Here is an 18,009-nt window from a genome sequence, read left to right as displayed (position 1 = left end):
TTGCGGCATATTTTGCATAATGCAACGCCCTATGGTAAAAGTTGAATAGGGGAGAGGTGTTGCAATCGCTGGATTGTATCGTTGCCACTGATGGTCCGTTTCCTATGAAACCCTGTCATCGCATTGAGGTTGAAAGGCTTCAGGACGCCCTATGATACCGACACAAGATCAGATAAGCCCCAGAGAGATATATGGGATCTTCTCGGAAAATCTGAAAAAACTGGTTCAACGCAAAGATGTCTCCGTCACCCGGATTTGTCAGGAACTGGGGGTGAATCGCACGCAGTTCAACCGCTATCTGGCGGGTCAGGCCAGTCCTAGACCCGATATTCTGCATCGCATATGTATTTATTTTCAGGTGGATGCACGTGTTTTGCTGGAACCATTGCCGCTTGTTTCGGATATCAAAGCGCAACAGGTCGACCGCTGGTCCAGGGGGAAGCCGTTTCGGGATTTCATCCTGTCCGACCATGACCGCATGAAACTGGTTCATCCGGTTCGTCTGGGGGTTCATCGCTATTGGCAACGTTCCTCTTTGCATAAGGATTGGGTGAATAGCTATACGATCCGGCTGTTCCAACTGGATGGAGCCACCGTGTTTCGTGCCCATGCCGACCCGCGACGGGACAAGGTTCTGAACACCCATCCGGTGTCAAGATCACATGAGGTGCGCGGGTTTTTCATGTCCCAGGTGGATGGCGTGGTGATGCTTGCCTTTCAGGAAGACAACCAGCGCATGTCGATGAGCTATCTTTCCGTCCTGTCCGCAGACAGCCCGGTGTTGCCGGGGATCGTGCTGATCACCCGGCCGGAGCTGACCCAGGCCACGCGGGTGGAGCGCTGTGTTCTGGAATATCTGCCACAGGGCAAAGGATTGCGCCTGGCGTTGCGCGACCGGGGCGGGCGCGCGATGGCGGACCTGCCCGATTTCATTTCTCACGGGCTGCGCGGCAAAGTGCGTTAAGGCGCTTGGCCTCAGGATCCCAAAAGGCTCAGCCAACCCCAGGCGGTCAGGATCGACAAAAGCGTCGCCACCAGAACTGCGGTCGCGGCCACCCGTTTTGCTACCCCGTAGAGATTGGCAAACACATAGGCGTTCACCCCGGGCGCCATGGCGGCGGTGATGATGGCAGAGCGAAAGGCGGCCCCCTCCAACCCCACGAGGCGCCCCACGCCCCAGGTGATCGCCGGGTGCAACACCAGAGATACGGCGCACAGATAGGCGACGGTGCGAAAATCCCCTTCGGGGCGATACCGGTACAACACGCCGCCCAACCCAAACAGGGCCGCCGGAATGGCCGCTTTGGCAATCAGGCCAAATGCGTCGGAAACAATGCCGGGCAGGGCAAGGCCGGTCAGGTTCACCACAAATCCCAGGGCAATGCCGATCACAAGCGGATTGCGGACCATCGAGGTCACAAACCCCTTGAAGGCGGACCAGATCCCGCCCCCTTGGTTGCGGGCAATCTCCATCGCCATCACGCCAATCACGTAGCAGGTCGGCGCGTGGATCGAGATAATGGCGTAGTTCGCCGCTAGCGCATCCGCGCCAAAGGCGCGTTCCGTGATCGGCAGGCCCAGCAGCAGCGAGTTTGAAAACAGCGTGACAAAGCCGATCGCCACCGCATCGGGCCAGGGGCGGGCAAAAAGGAACCGCGCACCCAAAAGCCCGGCGAAAAACCCAGACACCGCGCCGGTGTAAAAGCTGATCAGCAGCTTGGGCTGAAAATTCGCCTGCAAATCCAGGCGCGAGATTGCAAGGAACAGCAGGATCGGCACCGCCAGATTGGTGGCGAAATACATCAACCCCTCGACCGCTTCGGGGGTGATCAGGCGCCGCCACGTGGCGAGGTATCCGATGCCGATCACCAGAAAGACCGGCAGGATGACCTCGATCAGCGCGGACATTACGCGTCGAAACCGATGGTCAGGCCGTCATAGGCGGCAATGACGTGATCTGGTGTTTCCGCCTCGACCGTGGCGTGGTCCAGGTCGATGTGCATATTGGTCAGGATCCCCTGTTTCACCCCGGTGCGCGCGATCCACGCCAGCGCTTCGTCCAGGTTGAAATGGGTTGGATGCGGCGAGCGGCGCAGCGCGTCGATTACAAAGTGATCCAGCCCCATCAGCGTGGGCATCACGCTTTCCGGAATTTCGCTGACATCAGGCAGATAGGCAAGATCGCCGATCCGAAACCCCAGCGCGTCGATATTGCCATGTTCCACCTCAAACGGTGTCAGGCGGATCGGGCCGCCCGCCCCGTCAATCAGCAGATCTCCGTCAATGGTGTGCAGGTCCAGAATGGGTGGATAGCTGGACCCTTCGGGCTGCACGAACGCATAACCAAAGCGCGACATCAGGGATTGTTGCGTCGGCCCATCGGCCCAGACCGGGATCCGTTTGCGCATATTATAAACGATCATACGCAGGTCATCGATGCCGTGCATGTGATCCGCGTGGCTGTGGGTATAGACCACGGCGTCCAGCTCGCCCACGCCGGCATCCAACAGCTGTTGGCGCATGTCGGGCGAGGTGTCGATCAACACGCGGGTCATGCCGCCAGTGTCATCCGTTCGTGTGACCAGCGCCGAACAGCGGGTGCGGCGGTTTTTCGGATTGTCCGGATCGCAATCGCCCCAATGGCCGCCAATCCGGGGCACGCCGCCCGACGATCCGCAGCCCAGGATGGTGAATTCGATCCGGGCCATCAGGCGGGCACCTTGAAGGCGGCGGCCTTGGCAAAGAGGCGGTTGAAATTGTCCTGCGTCTGGGCCGCGAACGCGGCGTAGCTCAGCCCGTAAAGCTCTGCGCCAACCCTGGCCGTATGCACCGTATAGGCCGGTTCATTGCGCTTGCCGCGTTTGGGCGGCGGGGCCAGATAGGGCGCGTCGGTTTCGACCAGCACCCGGTCCACCGGGGCGGCCGCAAAAATATCACGCACCTCCTGGCTGCGCGGGAAGGCGGCGATGCCGGACATGGACAGGTAAAACCCCAGATCAATCGCTGCACGCGCAAGCTCCGGCCCCGAGCTGAAGCAATGCATCACGCAGTCATAGGCGCTCTTCGCGTGTTCTTCGGTCAGGATCCGCGCCATATCCTCATCCGCATCGCGCGAATGGATGATCAGGGGCAGGCCGGTCTGACGGGCCGCTTCGATATGGATGCGCAGGCTTTCGATCTGCACGTCTTTTGTATCGGCGGTGTAATGATAATCCAGCCCGGTTTCGCCAATCCCTACACATTTCGGATGGCGCGCCACGGCCAGAAGGTCCTCGACCGTGACCATCGGTTCGTCCGCGACCGACATCGGATGTGTGGCCGCGGCGAAGAAGACAGGTGCATAGGTGTCGGCGATCTGTTGCACCTGCGGCAGGTTTTTCAGCTTGGTGCAGATGGTGACCATGCGCGTCACCCCGGCCTCTTTGGCTCGCGCAATCACCGCATCCAACTCGTCGGCAAAATCCGGGAAATCCAGGTGGCAATGGCTGTCGGTGATGCTGGGGACGGGCTGGTCGGACATGCTCGTTAAAGGCCTTTCCTGCGGCCCTTCATCTGGCAAGTTGGGCCGCCGTTTCATTGATCTTGAAAACCATATCAAGGATCAGGGCCGCCGGGTCAAGATTGACCGCCCGTCCATGACCGGCGCGGGCCGATAATTCCTGTTGGATTTGTGCCCAGGCCCGTGCGGCAGGCCCGTGGGCGGACAGGCGATCAAAAAGGGCAATTTCCCCGTCAGCCGCGGGCGAGGCTGGCGGCAAACCCGCCCCAAACCGTGCCATACGGGCCAGAAACAGGTCGATCAGCCGCAAGGTCAAATCAAAGCGCGGCGCGTTCGCCTTGCCCACACAGCCATCCGCCAGCTTCAACGCGCGCGGCCGGTCATAATTGGGGGCGGACTGAAAAATGCGGATCAGTTCCTGATAAATCCCAATGCCGCCAAGGTTCAGCACCGCAAGCGCCTCGCCCACCGACCCCCCGGCCAGTTCGCCAAGCGCCTGCATCTCGTCCGGGCTGGGAAACTCGTCCAGATCGCCCATGATCTGCGCCAACGCGTCGGGGGCCAGCGGCGACAGGCGCAGCTCGCGACAACGCGACCGGATGGTGGGCAACAGCCGCGAGGGTTGGTGGCTAATGAGCAGCATCACCACGTTCGCAGGCGGTTCTTCCAACACTTTCAACAGCGCGTTTGCGGCCGAGCTGTTCATTTCGTCCGCCGCATCGACAATCACCACACGACGCCCGCCACCGGCGGCGCTGAGCGCGAAAAAGCTTTTCAGCTTGCGCACCTCGTCCACGGTGATGTCCTGTTTGTGGCGCTTCAGCTTCTCGTCCCACGGGCGGCGCAACAGAAAGAGGCCCGGTTCGGACAGAGCGTTCACCCGGCGCGCGACCGGATGATCGGGCGAAATGTCCAGGCTGGTTGGGGCAGGGGCGGCGAACATGCCGCCATCATCGGGGGGCGTCGCCAGCAGAAAGCGCGCAATGCGCCAGGCCAGCGTGGCCTTGCCCACCCCGCGCGGGCCGGTGATCAACCAGCCATGATGCAGTCGGTCGGAGGTAAACGCGTCCAGAAATTGCGCCTCGGCCCCGTCCTGCCCAATCAGACGTGCCGCATGACGCGGATGCGGGGTGTTTTCGATGCAATCGGGTTCAGGGATTTCGTCCACACTGCTCATGCCAGCGCCTGTTCCGCCAGCTTCGCGACCTCGGCGGCGACGGTCTCGATATCGCGTGCGCCATCGACCACAAGGAACCGATCCGGTGCGGCATCTGCGAGGTCGAGAAACCCTTTGCGCATCAGCTTTTGCAGGTCCGCGCCGAAATCCTCGAACCGTTCTTCCGCGCCGCCACGCCCCTTGGCGCGGGCAAGGCCGGTGTCGGGATCCATGTCGATCAGGAAGGTCAGGTCCGGGTCCTGGCCAATCATCAGGTCATGCAGCGCATCGACCGTGGCGCGCAGATCGCCCGAACGGGTGCCCTGATAGATCCGGCTGCTGTCGGCAAACCGATCGGTGATCACGATCTTGCCCGCGGCCAGGGCCGGGCGGATGAGGCGTTCCAGATGGTCGCGCCGGGCGGCGGTGAACAACAGCAGCTCGGTCTCTGCCGACCAGCGGTCTGGATCCCCCTGCAACACCAAGGCGCGAATTTCCTCGGCCCCCGGGCTGCCGCCCGGTTCGCGGGTCAGCACCACGTCATGCCCTTGGCTGCGCAGATGATCAGCAAGCATTTTCGCCTGGGTGGATTTCCCGGACCCGTCAATGCCTTCGAAGCTGATGAACAGCCCGGACGGTTTGCCTTTTGTCATGATCTGGCCCGTCAGTTCAGGATTGAGGTGAGGGCGCTGTCCTGGCCCAGAACCTTGCCCAGAACCTTCTGTGCGGCCACCCCCATGCGTTTGCCGATGCCCGCTGCGGCCACGTCTTCCGCAGCCACAAGGGGGACAATTTCGTCGGGAAGGTCAGGACGTGCGATCACCATTTCGGCAAGCTGTTGCCCGGCTGTAATGGGGGCTTCGACCGGGCCGGTCCATTTGATCTCGGCCTCAAGCGGACCGCGGCCCAGGGCAGAGACCAGAAGCGACACATCGCTTTCGGTGGTCAACCCAACCGCGTTGGCCTGACCCAGCCAGACCGGAATGTCCGCCACGCGTTCCCCGGCTTTGACCGGGGTTTTGATGGCAAATTGACGAAAGGCCCAGTTTACGATGGCCTCGGCCTCTTCCGCACGTTCCTTTTCCGAATTCATGCCCGAAATCACAAAGACGATCCGGCGGTTGCCCTGAAGGGCCGAGCCAACCAAGCCATAGCCGGCCTCTTGCGTATGACCGGTTTTCAGCCCGTCTGCCCCAATCCCCAGAGACAGAAGCGGGTTGCGGTTGAAGCGATTGTCCGGCGCGCGGTCTTTATAGTGATATTCGGTCTGGCTGAAATACGGATAATATTGCGGGAACTCTGTGATGATGTGATTGGCAAGGATCGCCAGATCTTTCATCGACATGCGCTGGCGCGGGTCGGGCCAGCCCGAGGAGTTGCCAAAGCTGGAATTGGTCATGCCCAGATCCTTGGCCCGTTCAGTCATCATGCGGGCAAAGGCTTCTTCCGTGCCACCCAGACCCTCGGCCACCACCACACAGGCGTCATTGCCCGATTGCACGATGATGCCCTGGATCAGATCCTCGACCGTGGGGCGGTCGGTCTTGTTCAGGAACATGGTGGATCCGCCCATATCCTTGGCGCGTTGCGAGACGCCAAAGGGGGTCGACATGGTCACACGCCCATCGGCGAGGGCCTCAAACAGCAGGTTCACTGTCATCAGTTTGGACATGGAGGCAGGTGGCAGCGCCACATCAGCGTTTTTTTCCATCAACACCGTGCCGGTGGTCACATCCAGCACATAGGCGGATGCGGCGCGCGTATCAAAGGCGCGCGCGGGCAGGGCGGCCAAAACGGCAAGCGTGGCGATCAGAAGAAGCGAGGGCAGGGAGCGAAAGCGCATCAGGTTGTCCGTCTCGTCAGTTGGTCACGTAATAGGCGTCAGCAAAGCCAAGATCCTTGACCTTTTTCAGGATCGAGGAGCGTTCCGATTTGCTGGTGGTCGGGCCGACAATCACCCGCCAGAACGCTTTGCCGCTGGAGCTGCCGGGTTTCACCGTCGGCAACATGCCCGCGCGTTTCAACGCCTCGGCCGTGTTCTTGGCATTGGTTTCGACGCTGAAAATCCCGATCTGGATAAAGGGTTTGCTTAGGCCACCCGCTGGTTTGGGTGTGGGTTTCGGGGTCGGTTTGGGGGCGGCTGCGGCCGTGGCGACCGCTGTGCCCTCGGCGCGATCCAGCGCGGCCTCTGCGGCTTTGATCGGATCTTCCAGACTGCCTTCGGAAATCGCATCCGCAGCCAGAGTTCCAGGGGCAGGAACAGGCGCATCTTCGGTGTCCGGCTCTGGGGCCACCGCTTCTTTGCGCAGGGCCGTGACCGAGAGGTTGGCCGGGTTTCCTGCCAGCATTTCAAGCGCTTCGGCGGCATCGGACGAGACCTGGAACCGAGGGCCTGGCACGTCGCGTTCGCGACGGAACAGGGCGCCGATCACAAATTTGCCATTGCCTTCGTTGCGGATGATCACCCGTTCCGGATCAACCGCCGCCGGATGGGCCACCCAGACGCCTCCTAGGCTGGGGCGTCCATCCCACAGGCCGGTTTCCGACATCTGGAACACTTCGGGTGCTTCCACATCCCGTTCAACGGTGCGGCTTGTGGTGGCACCGCCATCATCCGCGGTGGCGGAGGCATCTTTTTTCAGAAACCCTGGTAGATTGGTGTCGTCACACCCTGCCAGCGCCAATGCGCCGGTCAGGATCAGCGCCACTTTCAAAGTGGTCTTGTCCGCCATGTGGTATGCCCCTAAATTTCTTGTTGGCTATCTGCCGTTACTGCCCATTGCGGCCATACTAGCGGCTTGCACGCTTCAAGAAAAGACTTCTGGCATCATTCCTGAACGCATGAGCAAGAACCGGCAAACCTGAGCGCATATTCATGAATTCACCCTGCGGATCAGGGGTTTCAGAATCAAAAACCTGCCGTTATGTCTGCCCGGGTCGGAGGAGTGGCAGAGTGGTTGAATGCACCGGTCTTGAAAACCGACGTAGGTGAAAGTCTACCGTGGGTTCGAATCCCACCTCCTCCGCCATCATCTTTAAAGTTCATATAAAACAATGGCTTGCACTGGGTTTGTGTGGCGCGCGCTTGCGCAATTGCCGTGCTGCGCCAGGACCGGCACCGTCTTTCCATGGGTGGCTTCTGCGGATCAAGAGGATGAAAGCGGTATTTGATCTTTGGTGCGTGCGGGGCGCTTTGTGCGCCTGATGTGCGTGGGAACGGGGCGGGCTGATGTTTGTCCGGGCCTGTTGTCAGGGTCTTTTGAGCGGGAGCATCCTCACCAGAGTGCATGACAAATATGTTGCTAAACCCGCCAATTGCACACCAGAATGGAGGAAAAGCTTATTTTTATGGGGAATTGAATGTTGGGATATGACCAGCCCACTGGCGCATATGAATTGTTGTTTGCGGGGGGCGGCTTTTCCGCATCAATGACATTGATCCATGTTCTGCAGGAACTTGCCGGGCGTCGGACGGCGGCGGATGGGCCTGAACTGCCCCCGATCCGGATTGCGGTGTTTGATGATCGCGGCCGGTTCCCCAAAGGGCTGTCCTATTCAGAAGATGAAACATCAAGCGCATTTCTGATCACCCCGGCCTCGGAGATGATGCCCCCTGTGGCAGAGGGTGGCAATGTGTTGACCCGGTGGTTGGCGCAAAACCGGCCCCTTTGGGAAAACCGCCTGCAACACTCGCAAAATGCAATTGTTCAGGCGTGGTTGCCGCGCCTGATTGATGCCGTGGAACGCCGAGATTTTGAGCGGGCGTTCCTGCCAAGATCGGTCATCGGCTGGTTTCTTGAGGATCAGGTGGGTTTGGCAATGCAGGACGCGGAGGCCAAGGGCTATGCCCGGGTGGATATCCTGCCAAAGGGCGTCAGGCGGGTGGGGCGCCGGTCGGGTGAGAAGGGGCTTTTCGTAACGGTTGAAGACGGGGCTACCTACAAGACCGACCAGTTGGTCGTGGCCGTGGGCAGTGGCACATTTGGTGCTTTGCCCGCCGGGATCCCCGTGGGTCGCGCGCTGATGACAAAGCCGTTGGAAAACGGGGTCTCTGCCTTGCGCCGTGATCTGGAAGAGCGGTTGCAGGATTATGACGGGGCGCTTGGGCCAAAGGTGCTGATCATTGGGTCCAATGCGTCCTCGCTCGATGTGGTGTCGGTCTTGCTCGATTTGCATCGGCAACAAGGAAAAACCGCGCGGATCACCAGCATGTCGCCCTCAGGCCAGTTTCCACCGGAATACCGTGACAGCCAGGACGCGCGCGATGATCCCTGTGCGGCGTTGGCCGAACGGGGTGCGTCGCCAAAGTCGCCAACCGCGCGCGATATCTATGATTGTGCCTTGCAGGATCTGTGCCAGATGCAGGAAAGGGGCGTGCATATCGGTGAGGCAAAAACCCTGATCTATCGTCATGTTCTGGCATTGATCGGGCGGTTGTCACCCGAAGAAAAGTGCGACTTTGTAGAGGTTTACGGCAATGACCTGTCGCGCAGGTTCTATATGACCAGCCCGATTTATGCCGAGCTTTACCGCAACGCCCTGGACGATGGGCAGGTGAAAACGATGTCGGGGTGCGTCGTGGACATTCAGCCATCTGAAGGTGGCGCCGGGGTGACCTATGAGGCGGCCGGAAAAACAGAATTGGAAACCTTCGATCTGGTGGTGGATTGCTCGGGGTTTGAACACCCGTTGGAACAATCGTCCAACCCGCTGATCCAATCACTTTTTGCCGATCTTGGCGCCAGACAGAACCGGTCTGGCCGGGGCTTCAAAACCGCCTCTGGCAGTTTCCTGATTGCGCCGGATGTCTCTGTTCTGGGGCCGCTCTATGCTGGGAATGTGGATCGCACGGGCGTGTGCCGTTGGCATCTGGAAACGACGCGCGGGATATCCGAAATTGCCAAGCTTTGCGCACAGGATCTGGTGCCGCGCCTGGCCCGGACGGTGTAATTCGCAAAGGAAGACCTATGGGCGAGACACTCTACCTTGACGGAGATTTTGGGTATCAGGATTACCGCGTTGCCCGGATCGAAGAGGTGGTGATCGATGCCACGGATGCCCGTTGGATCGTCGCAAATATGGGTGCGAAAACAAATAAATACCCGTTCCTCGTCGACAAAAGCAACCGCGTGACGGCCATTGGCGGTGTGATCGCGGGCGAGGTGCCGCTGGATCTGGATTGGGAGGAGGCCTATGAAAACTCCGCCGCCGTTTTCATGCGTGACACCGGGAATGTGGTGATCCGAAACTGGTCGATCTCGCAGGCCTGGGACGCGATCCGCGTCGATGGGGCAGGGGACAATTTTCGGATCGAACAGGTCTATCTGAAGGACATCCGCGATGACGGGGTGGAAAACGATGATGGCTGGAATGGCACGATCCGCAACAGCCTGTTTGATGGCGTGTTTGTGGGCCTCAGCCTGGCGGACGGGGGGTCGCAACCGGCGCAGGACCATCTTGTGATACTTGAAAAGCTCCTGATGCGGATGGAGACGTTCAGATACAGGGGGCGCGTCACCCATGGCGCCATGTTCAAGGTCGCGGACACAAGCCCCGGACTGATCATTCGCGACTCTGTCTTTGCCATATCGGATGTGAACCACGCGGGGCAACGGCGGATGAAGATCGCCTGGGGCAAGGTGCGAGAGGCCTCTGGCAATGTCTTGCTGAACTTGACCGACACCCCTTTGCCGAAGGATTACCCCCTGCCGAAAGAGGGGTTTGTGTTGCTGGAAGGGGCCGAAGCACGCGCGCATTGGGAAAGCGCTGCCGCCGATTGGATCCGGGAAAACGCGGCGTGGCTTGGGGGCGGGACGTCGCAGGAGGCTACGCCAGAGTAGGCGTCGTTCGCCGCCCCCTCCGCCAACATATCCCGTCAGGCAGCCCCGCTCTGGATCAATCGCCTGCTCACCATCATCATCAGGACTGAATACAGGAGACTGCCCAGCGCAATGCCCCAGATCGCGCCGGTCAGCCCGAAACCCTGCCAAAGCCCCAGGCTGGTGACCGCATAGATTGCACACCCGGTCACATGAATGCCCAACATGTTTTTGAACCTGCGGTGACCAAGAATGATGTTTTCAAACAGGGTGGCATAGGCGCGAAACGACCAGGACAGGGCGATGACCCAAAGATAGCTCGCCGAAAGTGCATAACCTTCGCCGAAAACAAAGGTGATCAACCAGCCCCCCGCCCAATAGGACAAGGCAATCCCCGTCAGCACCAGCGGCAGCAAACCCAGCGCGATTTTCACAAGCCTGCTCAAGGTCTCTGTCCGCCGCCCGCGCTCCAGATCACGCGCGACCGAGGGCAGAAGCGCCTGGGCGATGCTATCGGCAAAAGCGCCCACAAAAACGTGCAGCATCAGGGCGGGCGCCAGTTGGCCCAGCACCTCGGCGCTGATGCCCAGACCGATCACATATCGGGGCACCGCGGTGCCAAGCTGGCCAAAAAAACCGGCAAGGGCCAGGGGCAGCAACAAGATAAACAGCGCCCGCAGGTTGGACAGGGACACCGGCGCGGTGGCGCGCGGTTTCAGGATCTGGCGCGCGTGGCGCAGGTCATGCAGCCCATACACTACCGCCCAGCCGATTGGCAGGGCAAGGATGGCAATGATCGCATCAGCGAGGACCCAGATGATCCCGAAAAGCACAATGCTCGCCCCTGCGCGCATCGACAAAGAGGCAGCGATGGCATGATGGTGATTGGCCTGCAGGAACAACCCGTATTTCAGGTCACACAGGCTTTCGACGATCTTGGCCGCCAGCACGACATACAGGACATAGCGCACCAGACCGGGTTGGTGCAGTGACAGGTCAATCACAAAGGTGATCCCCACCGCCGCACAAAGAAGACAATAGCGCAGGATCTTGTAGGTCTGGAAATCGAACCCATCCGTGTTTTCCGTGGCCTGCGCCAGCTTCATCCCCATGCGGCTGAAATAGAAAATCGGGTTCAGGATGGCGGTCGCCAGCGCGTAGGCGCCGATCAGGATCGGATCCCCCAACCGGGCCAGCAGGGTCATGAACACGAGCTGCCCCAGCATGTAGAAACTTGTGCCGCCAGCGACACTGGCGGTTCTGGCGGCAAGGGAAGAGCGCGCGGTCATTGGGACCTGCCGAGAGGGGCGTTCCATGCCCCCAACTGTATCCGACAAGGGCCGGGGCCGGATGCCCAAAGACCGGTCAATGTTTGCCCTCGGATTGGTTTGAGCGATGAAAGGCGTAGCGTAACTTTTTGAGAGACATATAGAAATTCGGGCTGATCCGATGCATGGCCAGCTTGGCGCCGATCACCCATTTGGCCCGCAATATATCAAGCCGCTGCCCGGGGAGATGCGCGGCAAGCATGTCGAAATGCGCAAGCTTGTCGGCCATCATCCGATCAAGCCCGGCATTCATCGTCAACCCGTCCGAATGCAGCCGATGCATGGCCATGACCTCGTCCACATAGCCGATCTTCCCATGGCGCCCGACCAGGATATTGAACAGCCAATCGGCCGAGGTGACATCGACCGTATCAAACCAATCGGGCAATCCCGCCTGGACCGCGCTGCGGCGGGCCACGGTGGCGACCCGGTCGGCGTAGTTGGAATAGAGCAGGCTGCCGGGGCGCATAACCGCATCCCCCCTGTGGGGGCGCGGCGACAACAGCGTTTCGCCAGTGTTCCAAAGGTGCATCGTGCGATGGGCGCAAAGGGCGCAGTCCGGGTGGGCGTCAAGGAAATCCGCCATCCGTTGCAGCTTGTCCGGTGAGGTCCAGTAATCATCCCCGTCCAGCAGGGCGATATAATCGCCCGTTGCGGCTTTCACAGTGTTCAGAAAATTCGTAACCCCGCGATCTCCGGGGTTGGTGTCTGCCACTTCTATCCGGATCGGAATGGGGGCGGTCGACTGGATGTCCTTCAGGATCTCGACGGTTCTGTCGGTTGAGGCGTCATCGCCGATCACCACATCAAAGTCGAACCGGGTGTCCTGGGCCAGCACGCTGTCCAGCGCCTGACGGATGAAGGCTTCGTGCTGGAAGGTCACGATGGCAACGGTAAGTTTCACGGCGCGTGCCTCCGCGTCGATCCGGGGGCGCATGGGGTGAAGGGCGGGGGATGCACGGGGCGTCTCACAGGATTGGCGGAAGCCGGGGATCCCCGACCGGAAGGCTGGCCGCCACATCCCCGGCGTGGTTCAAAATGGCCCCCATTGTTTCACAGATCCGATAGACATCCTGCTGGGTGACCGACAGGCCCGACGGCATGACAATTGTGCGGCGGGCGACCCGTTCGGTCACGGTCAGTCTGTGTCGGGCGCAGTCGGGCCGGTCACGATAGGGCGCCATGCGGTGTACGCCCGGATAAAAATACCGCCGCGCCAGAATGTTTTCCGCCCGCAAGGCGGCAATGAACTGATCGCGCGACACCCCCGCCACCTCTGCGTCGAAATCCAGCACCACATATTGGTAATTATGGTGTTCTCCCAAAGGGTTGACCGCCATGCTGATCCCGGGCAGATGTTTTACACCCGCGCAATAGGCCAGGTGGTTTTCGCGGTTTTGGTGAAAGATCCGCTTGCGCTGTTCGATCGAGCAAAGCCCCATGGCGGCTGCGGCCTCGTTCATCTTGGCGTTGGTGCCCAGAAGATCGACCCTGTCTTCGCCAGTGAACCCAAAGTTTCCCATCTGGCGCAGCCGTTCGGCCAGCTCATCATCATCGGTCACAATGGCCCCACCTTCCAGGGCCTGAATGCATTTGGTGGCGTGAAAGCTGTAGACCTCAAGATCACAAAGCCGCGCGCCCGTGCCCCGCCCAAGATCACATCCAAAAGCGTGGGCCGAGTCGAACAGGAGCGACAGCCCATGTTGATCAGCCAGGCGGCGCAATCCCACTTCGTCACAGGGGTTGCCCCAAAGCGTCACCGCAAGAATACCAGAGGTTCGCGCGGTGATCGCCCCTTCGACCTGCCGTGGATCAAGGCAATGGGTGGCGGGGTCTATGTCACAAAAGACCGGGGTCAGTCCCATTCGGGTCAGGGCATGCACCGTGGCGACAAAGGTGAAGGACGGTACAATCACCTCTCCGCGCAGGTCCAATGCGCCGATGGCCAGTTCCAGCGCCAATGTGCCATTGCAGGTCGCGACACAGTGTTTTGCGCCGGATATGCGCGCCACGGTGGTTTCAAACTCGCGCACCATCGGACCGCCATTGGACAACCAGCCGCTTTGCAACATCGTCTCGATCCGGGCCATATAAGCCGCGTTGTCAGGCATATTTGGGCGCCCGACATGTAGGGCGTGCGCAAAGGCCGGACGCCCGCCTAACAAAGCCAGCCGTGCCTTCTGAGGGCGTATGGATCGGAACGCCCCGTGCTGGTGTTTGTGACTTTTTTGGATCGAGGAAGGGTGGGGGTCAGCCGCACCGGACCTGACAGATCCGTTTGCACCCAAACCTCTATTGTCATGCGTTTCCGACATTATTCGTCCCCCCAAATATTTCACACAGGGGTTCGAAGCGATGAATAAGCAGCTTTCCCGGAAACCCCGAAACAATAAATCAATCGTCAAATGCTAGCATGAAACACTTGTTATTCAAAATTCCAATTGGCGGCGGTCCGGGGGAACAGGGCAAGGTTTTCCGGGCTGGAGAGGCTGAGCGCGCGTGTCAGGTTCCGGTATCTTTGGCGGGCAGGTGATTGATATCACGCCATAAACAACCGGATCCCGCGGTGTGTTCCCCGGCCATGTTACGGCAAGGGGGCAGCCGCGCGCGCATCACGGTCTTGGGATGTAATACCCTATCGCAGGACATTAGATAGTTGCGTAATGCTAGCAACATGCCCATTAAAGTGTCCATATGACTGTATGATCTTGTTATGGTGGTTCGCGGAGGGGTCCCGCATGATCCACGGGTAAGACCCGGAGATTTCCGCTGCCCCATGGCCAGATTGAACACGCTTACCTAGTGACAGAGTGAAAGGTCAGACCATGTCGATTCCCTTGAATTCAATTCCAACTCTTCCCTCACCTATGACACTATCATCACCCAGGACCATTTCGGCCTTAATCTGGTGGGGCAATATGAATCCGTGACGGATGTCGCCGGATGGAACAATTTTGACGACGTACATGCGCGCAGCAACGCAACCACCATTCGTTGGCCCGGCGGGGTGGATGCGGAAAAAAACATCGAAGTCCCCGAGGGCGAAGATCCTGTGATCATCAACCAGTATCTGGGCGATGGTGAGAACGCAGCGCAAAGTTACTTGAACGGGGCGACAGATGACGGGGGCGATACCAGTTTTGCCGAGGCGGTGGCCTTTGCAAGGGAAACGGGTGAAGCGATCACCTTTGTCATCCCCACCAATCCCTTGGTGAATGCAAATGGATGGCTTTTACGGGATGATCCTGCAAACGGCGTTTACGCCCTCACCGAGGCAAAGGCTGAGTTAAAGGCCTATATTCGCAACGTACTTGACGTGGCTGATGGGGTCACGATCAAGGCGTTTGAGATTGGCAACGAATTTTGGGGAACCAAATGGGCGTCTCCGGGGGCCTATGGTGAGGGCGCGGCCATTGTCGCCCATGCTGTTGATGAGGTGCTTCGCGAAGCCGCCTATGCCGATCTTGCTGATCCTGACGTGCTGGTCCAGATCTGGGGAGATGCGCATCAGGGGGGCGCAAATGATCCCGCCGATTTCTTGGCGAAAAACCTCAAGATCATTCAGGCTTACGACGTTTGGGCCGGCGGCGATTTGTCGTTGATCGATGGGGTGGCTGCGCATCACTATTACAAGCCGGGAAAAGAGTATGGGGAAGACACCAATACCACGCATGTCTATGCAACAATCGATGATCGGATCGATATTTATGGTCAGTTGAAAGACGCGTGGGAGGCCGCCGCGGGCAAGGATATGGAGCTGCATTTCACCGAATGGAATGTGGCAATGAAAACGCTGGTGGACGGTACAGATTTAAATGGGCAGGACAGCGATTTTGTTGCTTATGGCCTGAAACAACTGGCCCCGACGCTGGAACTGTTTTCCGCAATGATTTCAAATGGGGCGGAGGCCGCCCAGTTCTGGTCCGCGCTTTACAAGGCCTCGGCGCTCGCTCGGGAACCAAAACAAGATCAGCTTTCCGATCCGGATCAGGGTTATGGGTTGCACGTGGTGGGCCAGTTTTTCCGCGAAGAGCTGACGCAATTGGAAGGCTATCAATATACCGAGCTGTCCGGTGGTGGGGCGGGGCGCGAGGTCAGCTATGACACCCATCTGTTCACCCGTGACATGGGCGGGGATCATCAGGGGGTGATGTATCTGTCGTCCCTACAGGAGGCCGCGCAGCGCTTTGATCTGAACCTTCTCAGCCTGCTGGCGATCCCCGGAACCGTGTCGGTCGAAATGATTGGCATCAAAGACGCCCCGGATGCTCAGGTGGTGATCGCTGGCATTGTGTCGCTTTACGGCGTTCCAGACTATCTGCAACCCGGCGCGCTGATGGATCGGTGGGTAAGCTCTGACCCGACTATCAACATGCTCACCGGGATGCTGACCGACATCGAACTTGGTGCCTATGAGATCGCAAAGATCACCTTTGACATGTATGAGGCCGCCCCTGCGACCACGGACGCCCGGGATGTGATCCAGGACACCCTTGGCACGGATGATTACATCGATGCCAAGGGGGGCAACGACTGGATCCGCGCTGGCGACGGGCGCGACTATGTGAACGGCGGCGACGGCGACGATGGTATTTATGGCGGAACCGGTGAAGACATCCTGCTGGGCGGTGCGGGAAATGATTTCATCACTGGCGGATTTGGCGCATACACCGATTTGATCGATGGCGGGTCCGGGAAGGACAAGATCCAGGGCGATCCTGGCGATGATGTTCTGACCGGTGGCAGCGGGGCGGATGAGTTCCGCTTTTTCACAGGCGATGGCGCGGATCGCATCACCGATTTCGAAGCCGGGGTCGACAAGCTGATCATCAATGGCACCGAGCTCAACGATCTGGCCGATCTGCCCTCCGGCGTCAGTGGCACAACTGTGGATGGCAACTATGTGCTCAGCTACGGCAGTGGTGACAGTATCACGATCGAGGCAACGCCAGATCTGATTGCAGCCTTCCCGACGCTGTTCGGCAGCAATCCAGATCCGACCTACACTGTCATCCAGGGCAATGACGACTTCAACGTGCTTATCGGGACCGAAGGCGCAGACATTTTCTATGATCTCGCGGGCAAGGATGAAATGAGGGGCAATGGCGGTGACGATATCTTTGTCATGTCAGTCGATGAGCATAAGGATGAAATTCTGGACTTTACGGCGGGCGAAGACCGGATCGACATTTCCGCCTGGGGTGTGACAGACATTTCAGACCTGCGCATCGATCAGGATGGCACCAGCGTGCGGATCATCTATGCAGCAGGCGGAGATGGCGCGCGGATCGAGCTGATGAACACCCAACTGGCAAACATCACCGCAAGCAGTTTCCTTTTTGCGGACGGCTCGGGCGGCGGTACAGATCCTGACCCGAGCTATAACGAGGTGACGGGCGATGACACGGACAACCGGGACGGCCCGGATGGTGATTTCAGGCTGGTTGGAACCGACGGGGCAGACCGGATCACCGACGGCGCCGGACGCGATGAAATGTTGGGCCGGGGCGGTGCCGACCTCTTTGTCCTGTCCTCAGATGAGGCCAAGGATGACATTCTTGATTTCACCAGCGGCGAAGACCGGATCGACATTTCTGCCTGGGGCGTGACCGATATTTCAGACCTACGCATTGATCAGGATGGCAGCAGTGTTCGGATCATCTATGAAACCGGCGGGAACGGAGAACGGATCGAGTTGATGAATACCCTGCTGGGCGACATCTCGGGGGACAGTTTCATCTTTGCCGGGGACAGCGGTGGCGGCAGTGGTCCTGACCCGAGCTATAACGAGGTGACGGGCGATGACACGGACAACCGGGACGGCCCGGATGGAGATTTCAGGCTGGTTGGAACCGACGGGGCAGACCGGTTCACCGACGGCGCCGGGCGCGATGAAATGCAGGGCCGGGGCGGTGCCGACCTCTTTGTCCTGTCGGCGGACAACACCAAGGACGACATCATCGATTTCACCTCAGGTGAAGACAGGATTGATGTCTCCGCCTGGGGAGTAACTGACATGTCCATGCTGTCCATCACCCAAGATGGCGGTCATGCGCGGGTTAAGCAAAGCGATAACCCTTCGGAGTTCCTTGAACTGCAGCATTTTGATGCCGCGCTACTGACGGCGGATGATTTCCTGTTTGCCTGACCCGTTGCCTTGGGGGATCCCGAAACAAGGGAACGCCGTCCGTTCGGGCGGCGTTTTCA

General features: G+C 59.5%; 14 protein-coding genes and 1 tRNA gene. 5 read left to right on the top strand and 10 right to left on the bottom strand.

Going from position 1 to position 18,009, the window contains the following annotated elements:
* Positions 1 to 151 precede the first annotated feature (151 nt).
* Entirely contained in the window at positions 152 to 964 is an 813-nt protein-coding gene (locus ACP15V_RS08310; protein ID WP_424943205.1) for a helix-turn-helix domain-containing protein, read from the top strand.
* A gap of 11 nt (positions 965 to 975) precedes the next feature.
* Here ACP15V_RS08310 and ACP15V_RS08305 read toward each other — a convergent pair whose 3' ends face one another.
* From ACP15V_RS08305 to ACP15V_RS08275, 7 genes are read right to left on the bottom strand one after another with little or no spacing between them, the layout of a single operon-like run.
* Positions 976 to 1,908: an AEC family transporter gene (locus tag ACP15V_RS08305; protein ID WP_424943204.1), complete on the bottom strand. Its 933-nt coding sequence runs from the start codon at positions 1,906 to 1,908 to the stop codon at positions 976 to 978.
* A complete protein-coding gene (locus tag ACP15V_RS08300) occupies positions 1,908 to 2,708 on the bottom strand; it encodes an MBL fold metallo-hydrolase (RefSeq protein ID WP_424943203.1) in 801 nt (266 codons plus the stop codon). The genes ACP15V_RS08305 and ACP15V_RS08300 overlap by 1 nt, the downstream gene beginning before the upstream one ends.
* Complete coding sequence (locus tag ACP15V_RS08295) at positions 2,708 to 3,520, bottom strand: TatD family hydrolase (protein ID WP_424943202.1); 813 nt, start codon at positions 3,518 to 3,520, stop codon at positions 2,708 to 2,710. The genes ACP15V_RS08300 and ACP15V_RS08295 overlap by 1 nt, the downstream gene beginning before the upstream one ends.
* A gap of 28 nt (positions 3,521 to 3,548) precedes the next feature.
* Complete coding sequence (locus ACP15V_RS08290) at positions 3,549 to 4,676, bottom strand: DNA polymerase III subunit delta' (protein ID WP_424943201.1); 1,128 nt, start codon at positions 4,674 to 4,676, stop codon at positions 3,549 to 3,551.
* Positions 4,673 to 5,308, bottom strand: coding sequence for a dTMP kinase (gene tmk / locus ACP15V_RS08285; RefSeq protein ID WP_424943200.1), 636 nt, complete (start codon positions 5,306 to 5,308; stop codon positions 4,673 to 4,675). The genes ACP15V_RS08290 and tmk overlap by 4 nt, the downstream gene beginning before the upstream one ends.
* Positions 5,309 to 5,319: 11 nt before the next feature.
* Positions 5,320 to 6,498 carry a D-alanyl-D-alanine carboxypeptidase family protein gene (locus ACP15V_RS08280; protein ID WP_424943199.1) on the bottom strand — a complete coding sequence of 393 codons (1,179 nt, stop codon included), beginning with the start codon at positions 6,496 to 6,498 and terminating at the stop codon, positions 5,320 to 5,322.
* A gap of 16 nt (positions 6,499 to 6,514) precedes the next feature.
* Entirely contained in the window at positions 6,515 to 7,387 is an 873-nt protein-coding gene (locus ACP15V_RS08275) for an SPOR domain-containing protein (protein ID WP_424943198.1), read from the bottom strand.
* A gap of 207 nt (positions 7,388 to 7,594) precedes the next feature.
* Here ACP15V_RS08275 and ACP15V_RS08270 point away from each other — a divergent pair.
* The 3 genes from ACP15V_RS08270 to ACP15V_RS08260 all read left to right on the top strand — a co-directional run bounded on the left by ACP15V_RS08270 (position 7,595) and on the right by ACP15V_RS08260 (position 10,495).
* A tRNA-Ser gene (locus ACP15V_RS08270) sits at positions 7,595 to 7,684 on the top strand.
* 331 nt (positions 7,685 to 8,015) lie between these two features.
* On the top strand, positions 8,016 to 9,605 hold the full coding sequence (locus ACP15V_RS08265) for an FAD/NAD(P)-binding protein (RefSeq protein ID WP_424943197.1): 1,590 nt from the start codon (positions 8,016 to 8,018) through the stop codon (positions 9,603 to 9,605).
* A 17-nt stretch (positions 9,606 to 9,622) separates the two neighbouring features.
* Positions 9,623 to 10,495 carry a right-handed parallel beta-helix repeat-containing protein gene (locus ACP15V_RS08260; protein ID WP_424943196.1) on the top strand — a complete coding sequence of 291 codons (873 nt, stop codon included), beginning with the start codon at positions 9,623 to 9,625 and terminating at the stop codon, positions 10,493 to 10,495.
* Positions 10,496 to 10,530: 35 nt separating this feature from the next.
* On the opposite strand, the gene ACP15V_RS08255 is transcribed toward ACP15V_RS08260, so the two are convergent.
* The 3 genes from ACP15V_RS08255 to ACP15V_RS08245 form a co-directional block, all read right to left on the bottom strand.
* Complete coding sequence (locus tag ACP15V_RS08255; RefSeq protein ID WP_424943195.1) at positions 10,531 to 11,763, bottom strand: lipopolysaccharide biosynthesis protein; 1,233 nt, start codon at positions 11,761 to 11,763, stop codon at positions 10,531 to 10,533.
* A gap of 76 nt (positions 11,764 to 11,839) precedes the next feature.
* Positions 11,840 to 12,706 carry a glycosyltransferase gene (locus tag ACP15V_RS08250; RefSeq protein WP_424943194.1) on the bottom strand — a complete coding sequence of 289 codons (867 nt, stop codon included), beginning with the start codon at positions 12,704 to 12,706 and terminating at the stop codon, positions 11,840 to 11,842.
* A gap of 64 nt (positions 12,707 to 12,770) precedes the next feature.
* Positions 12,771 to 13,913 (bottom strand): aminotransferase class I/II-fold pyridoxal phosphate-dependent enzyme, encoded by a 1,143-nt coding sequence (locus tag ACP15V_RS08245; RefSeq protein WP_424943193.1) that lies wholly within the window; start codon positions 13,911 to 13,913, stop codon positions 12,771 to 12,773.
* 797 nt (positions 13,914 to 14,710) lie between these two features.
* On the opposite strand from ACP15V_RS08245, the gene ACP15V_RS08240 reads away from it, so the two are divergent.
* Positions 14,711 to 17,950, top strand: coding sequence for a calcium-binding protein (locus ACP15V_RS08240; RefSeq protein ID WP_424943192.1), 3,240 nt, complete (start codon positions 14,711 to 14,713; stop codon positions 17,948 to 17,950).
* Positions 17,951 to 18,009: the final 59 nt, after the last annotated feature.

Source organism: Aliiroseovarius crassostreae, assembly GCF_049803815.1.
Lineage (GTDB): Bacteria > Pseudomonadota > Alphaproteobacteria > Rhodobacterales > Rhodobacteraceae > Aliiroseovarius > Aliiroseovarius crassostreae_A.
Note: the sequence above shows the minus strand (reverse complement) of the source record. Positions and strands in the feature narration are given on the sequence as shown.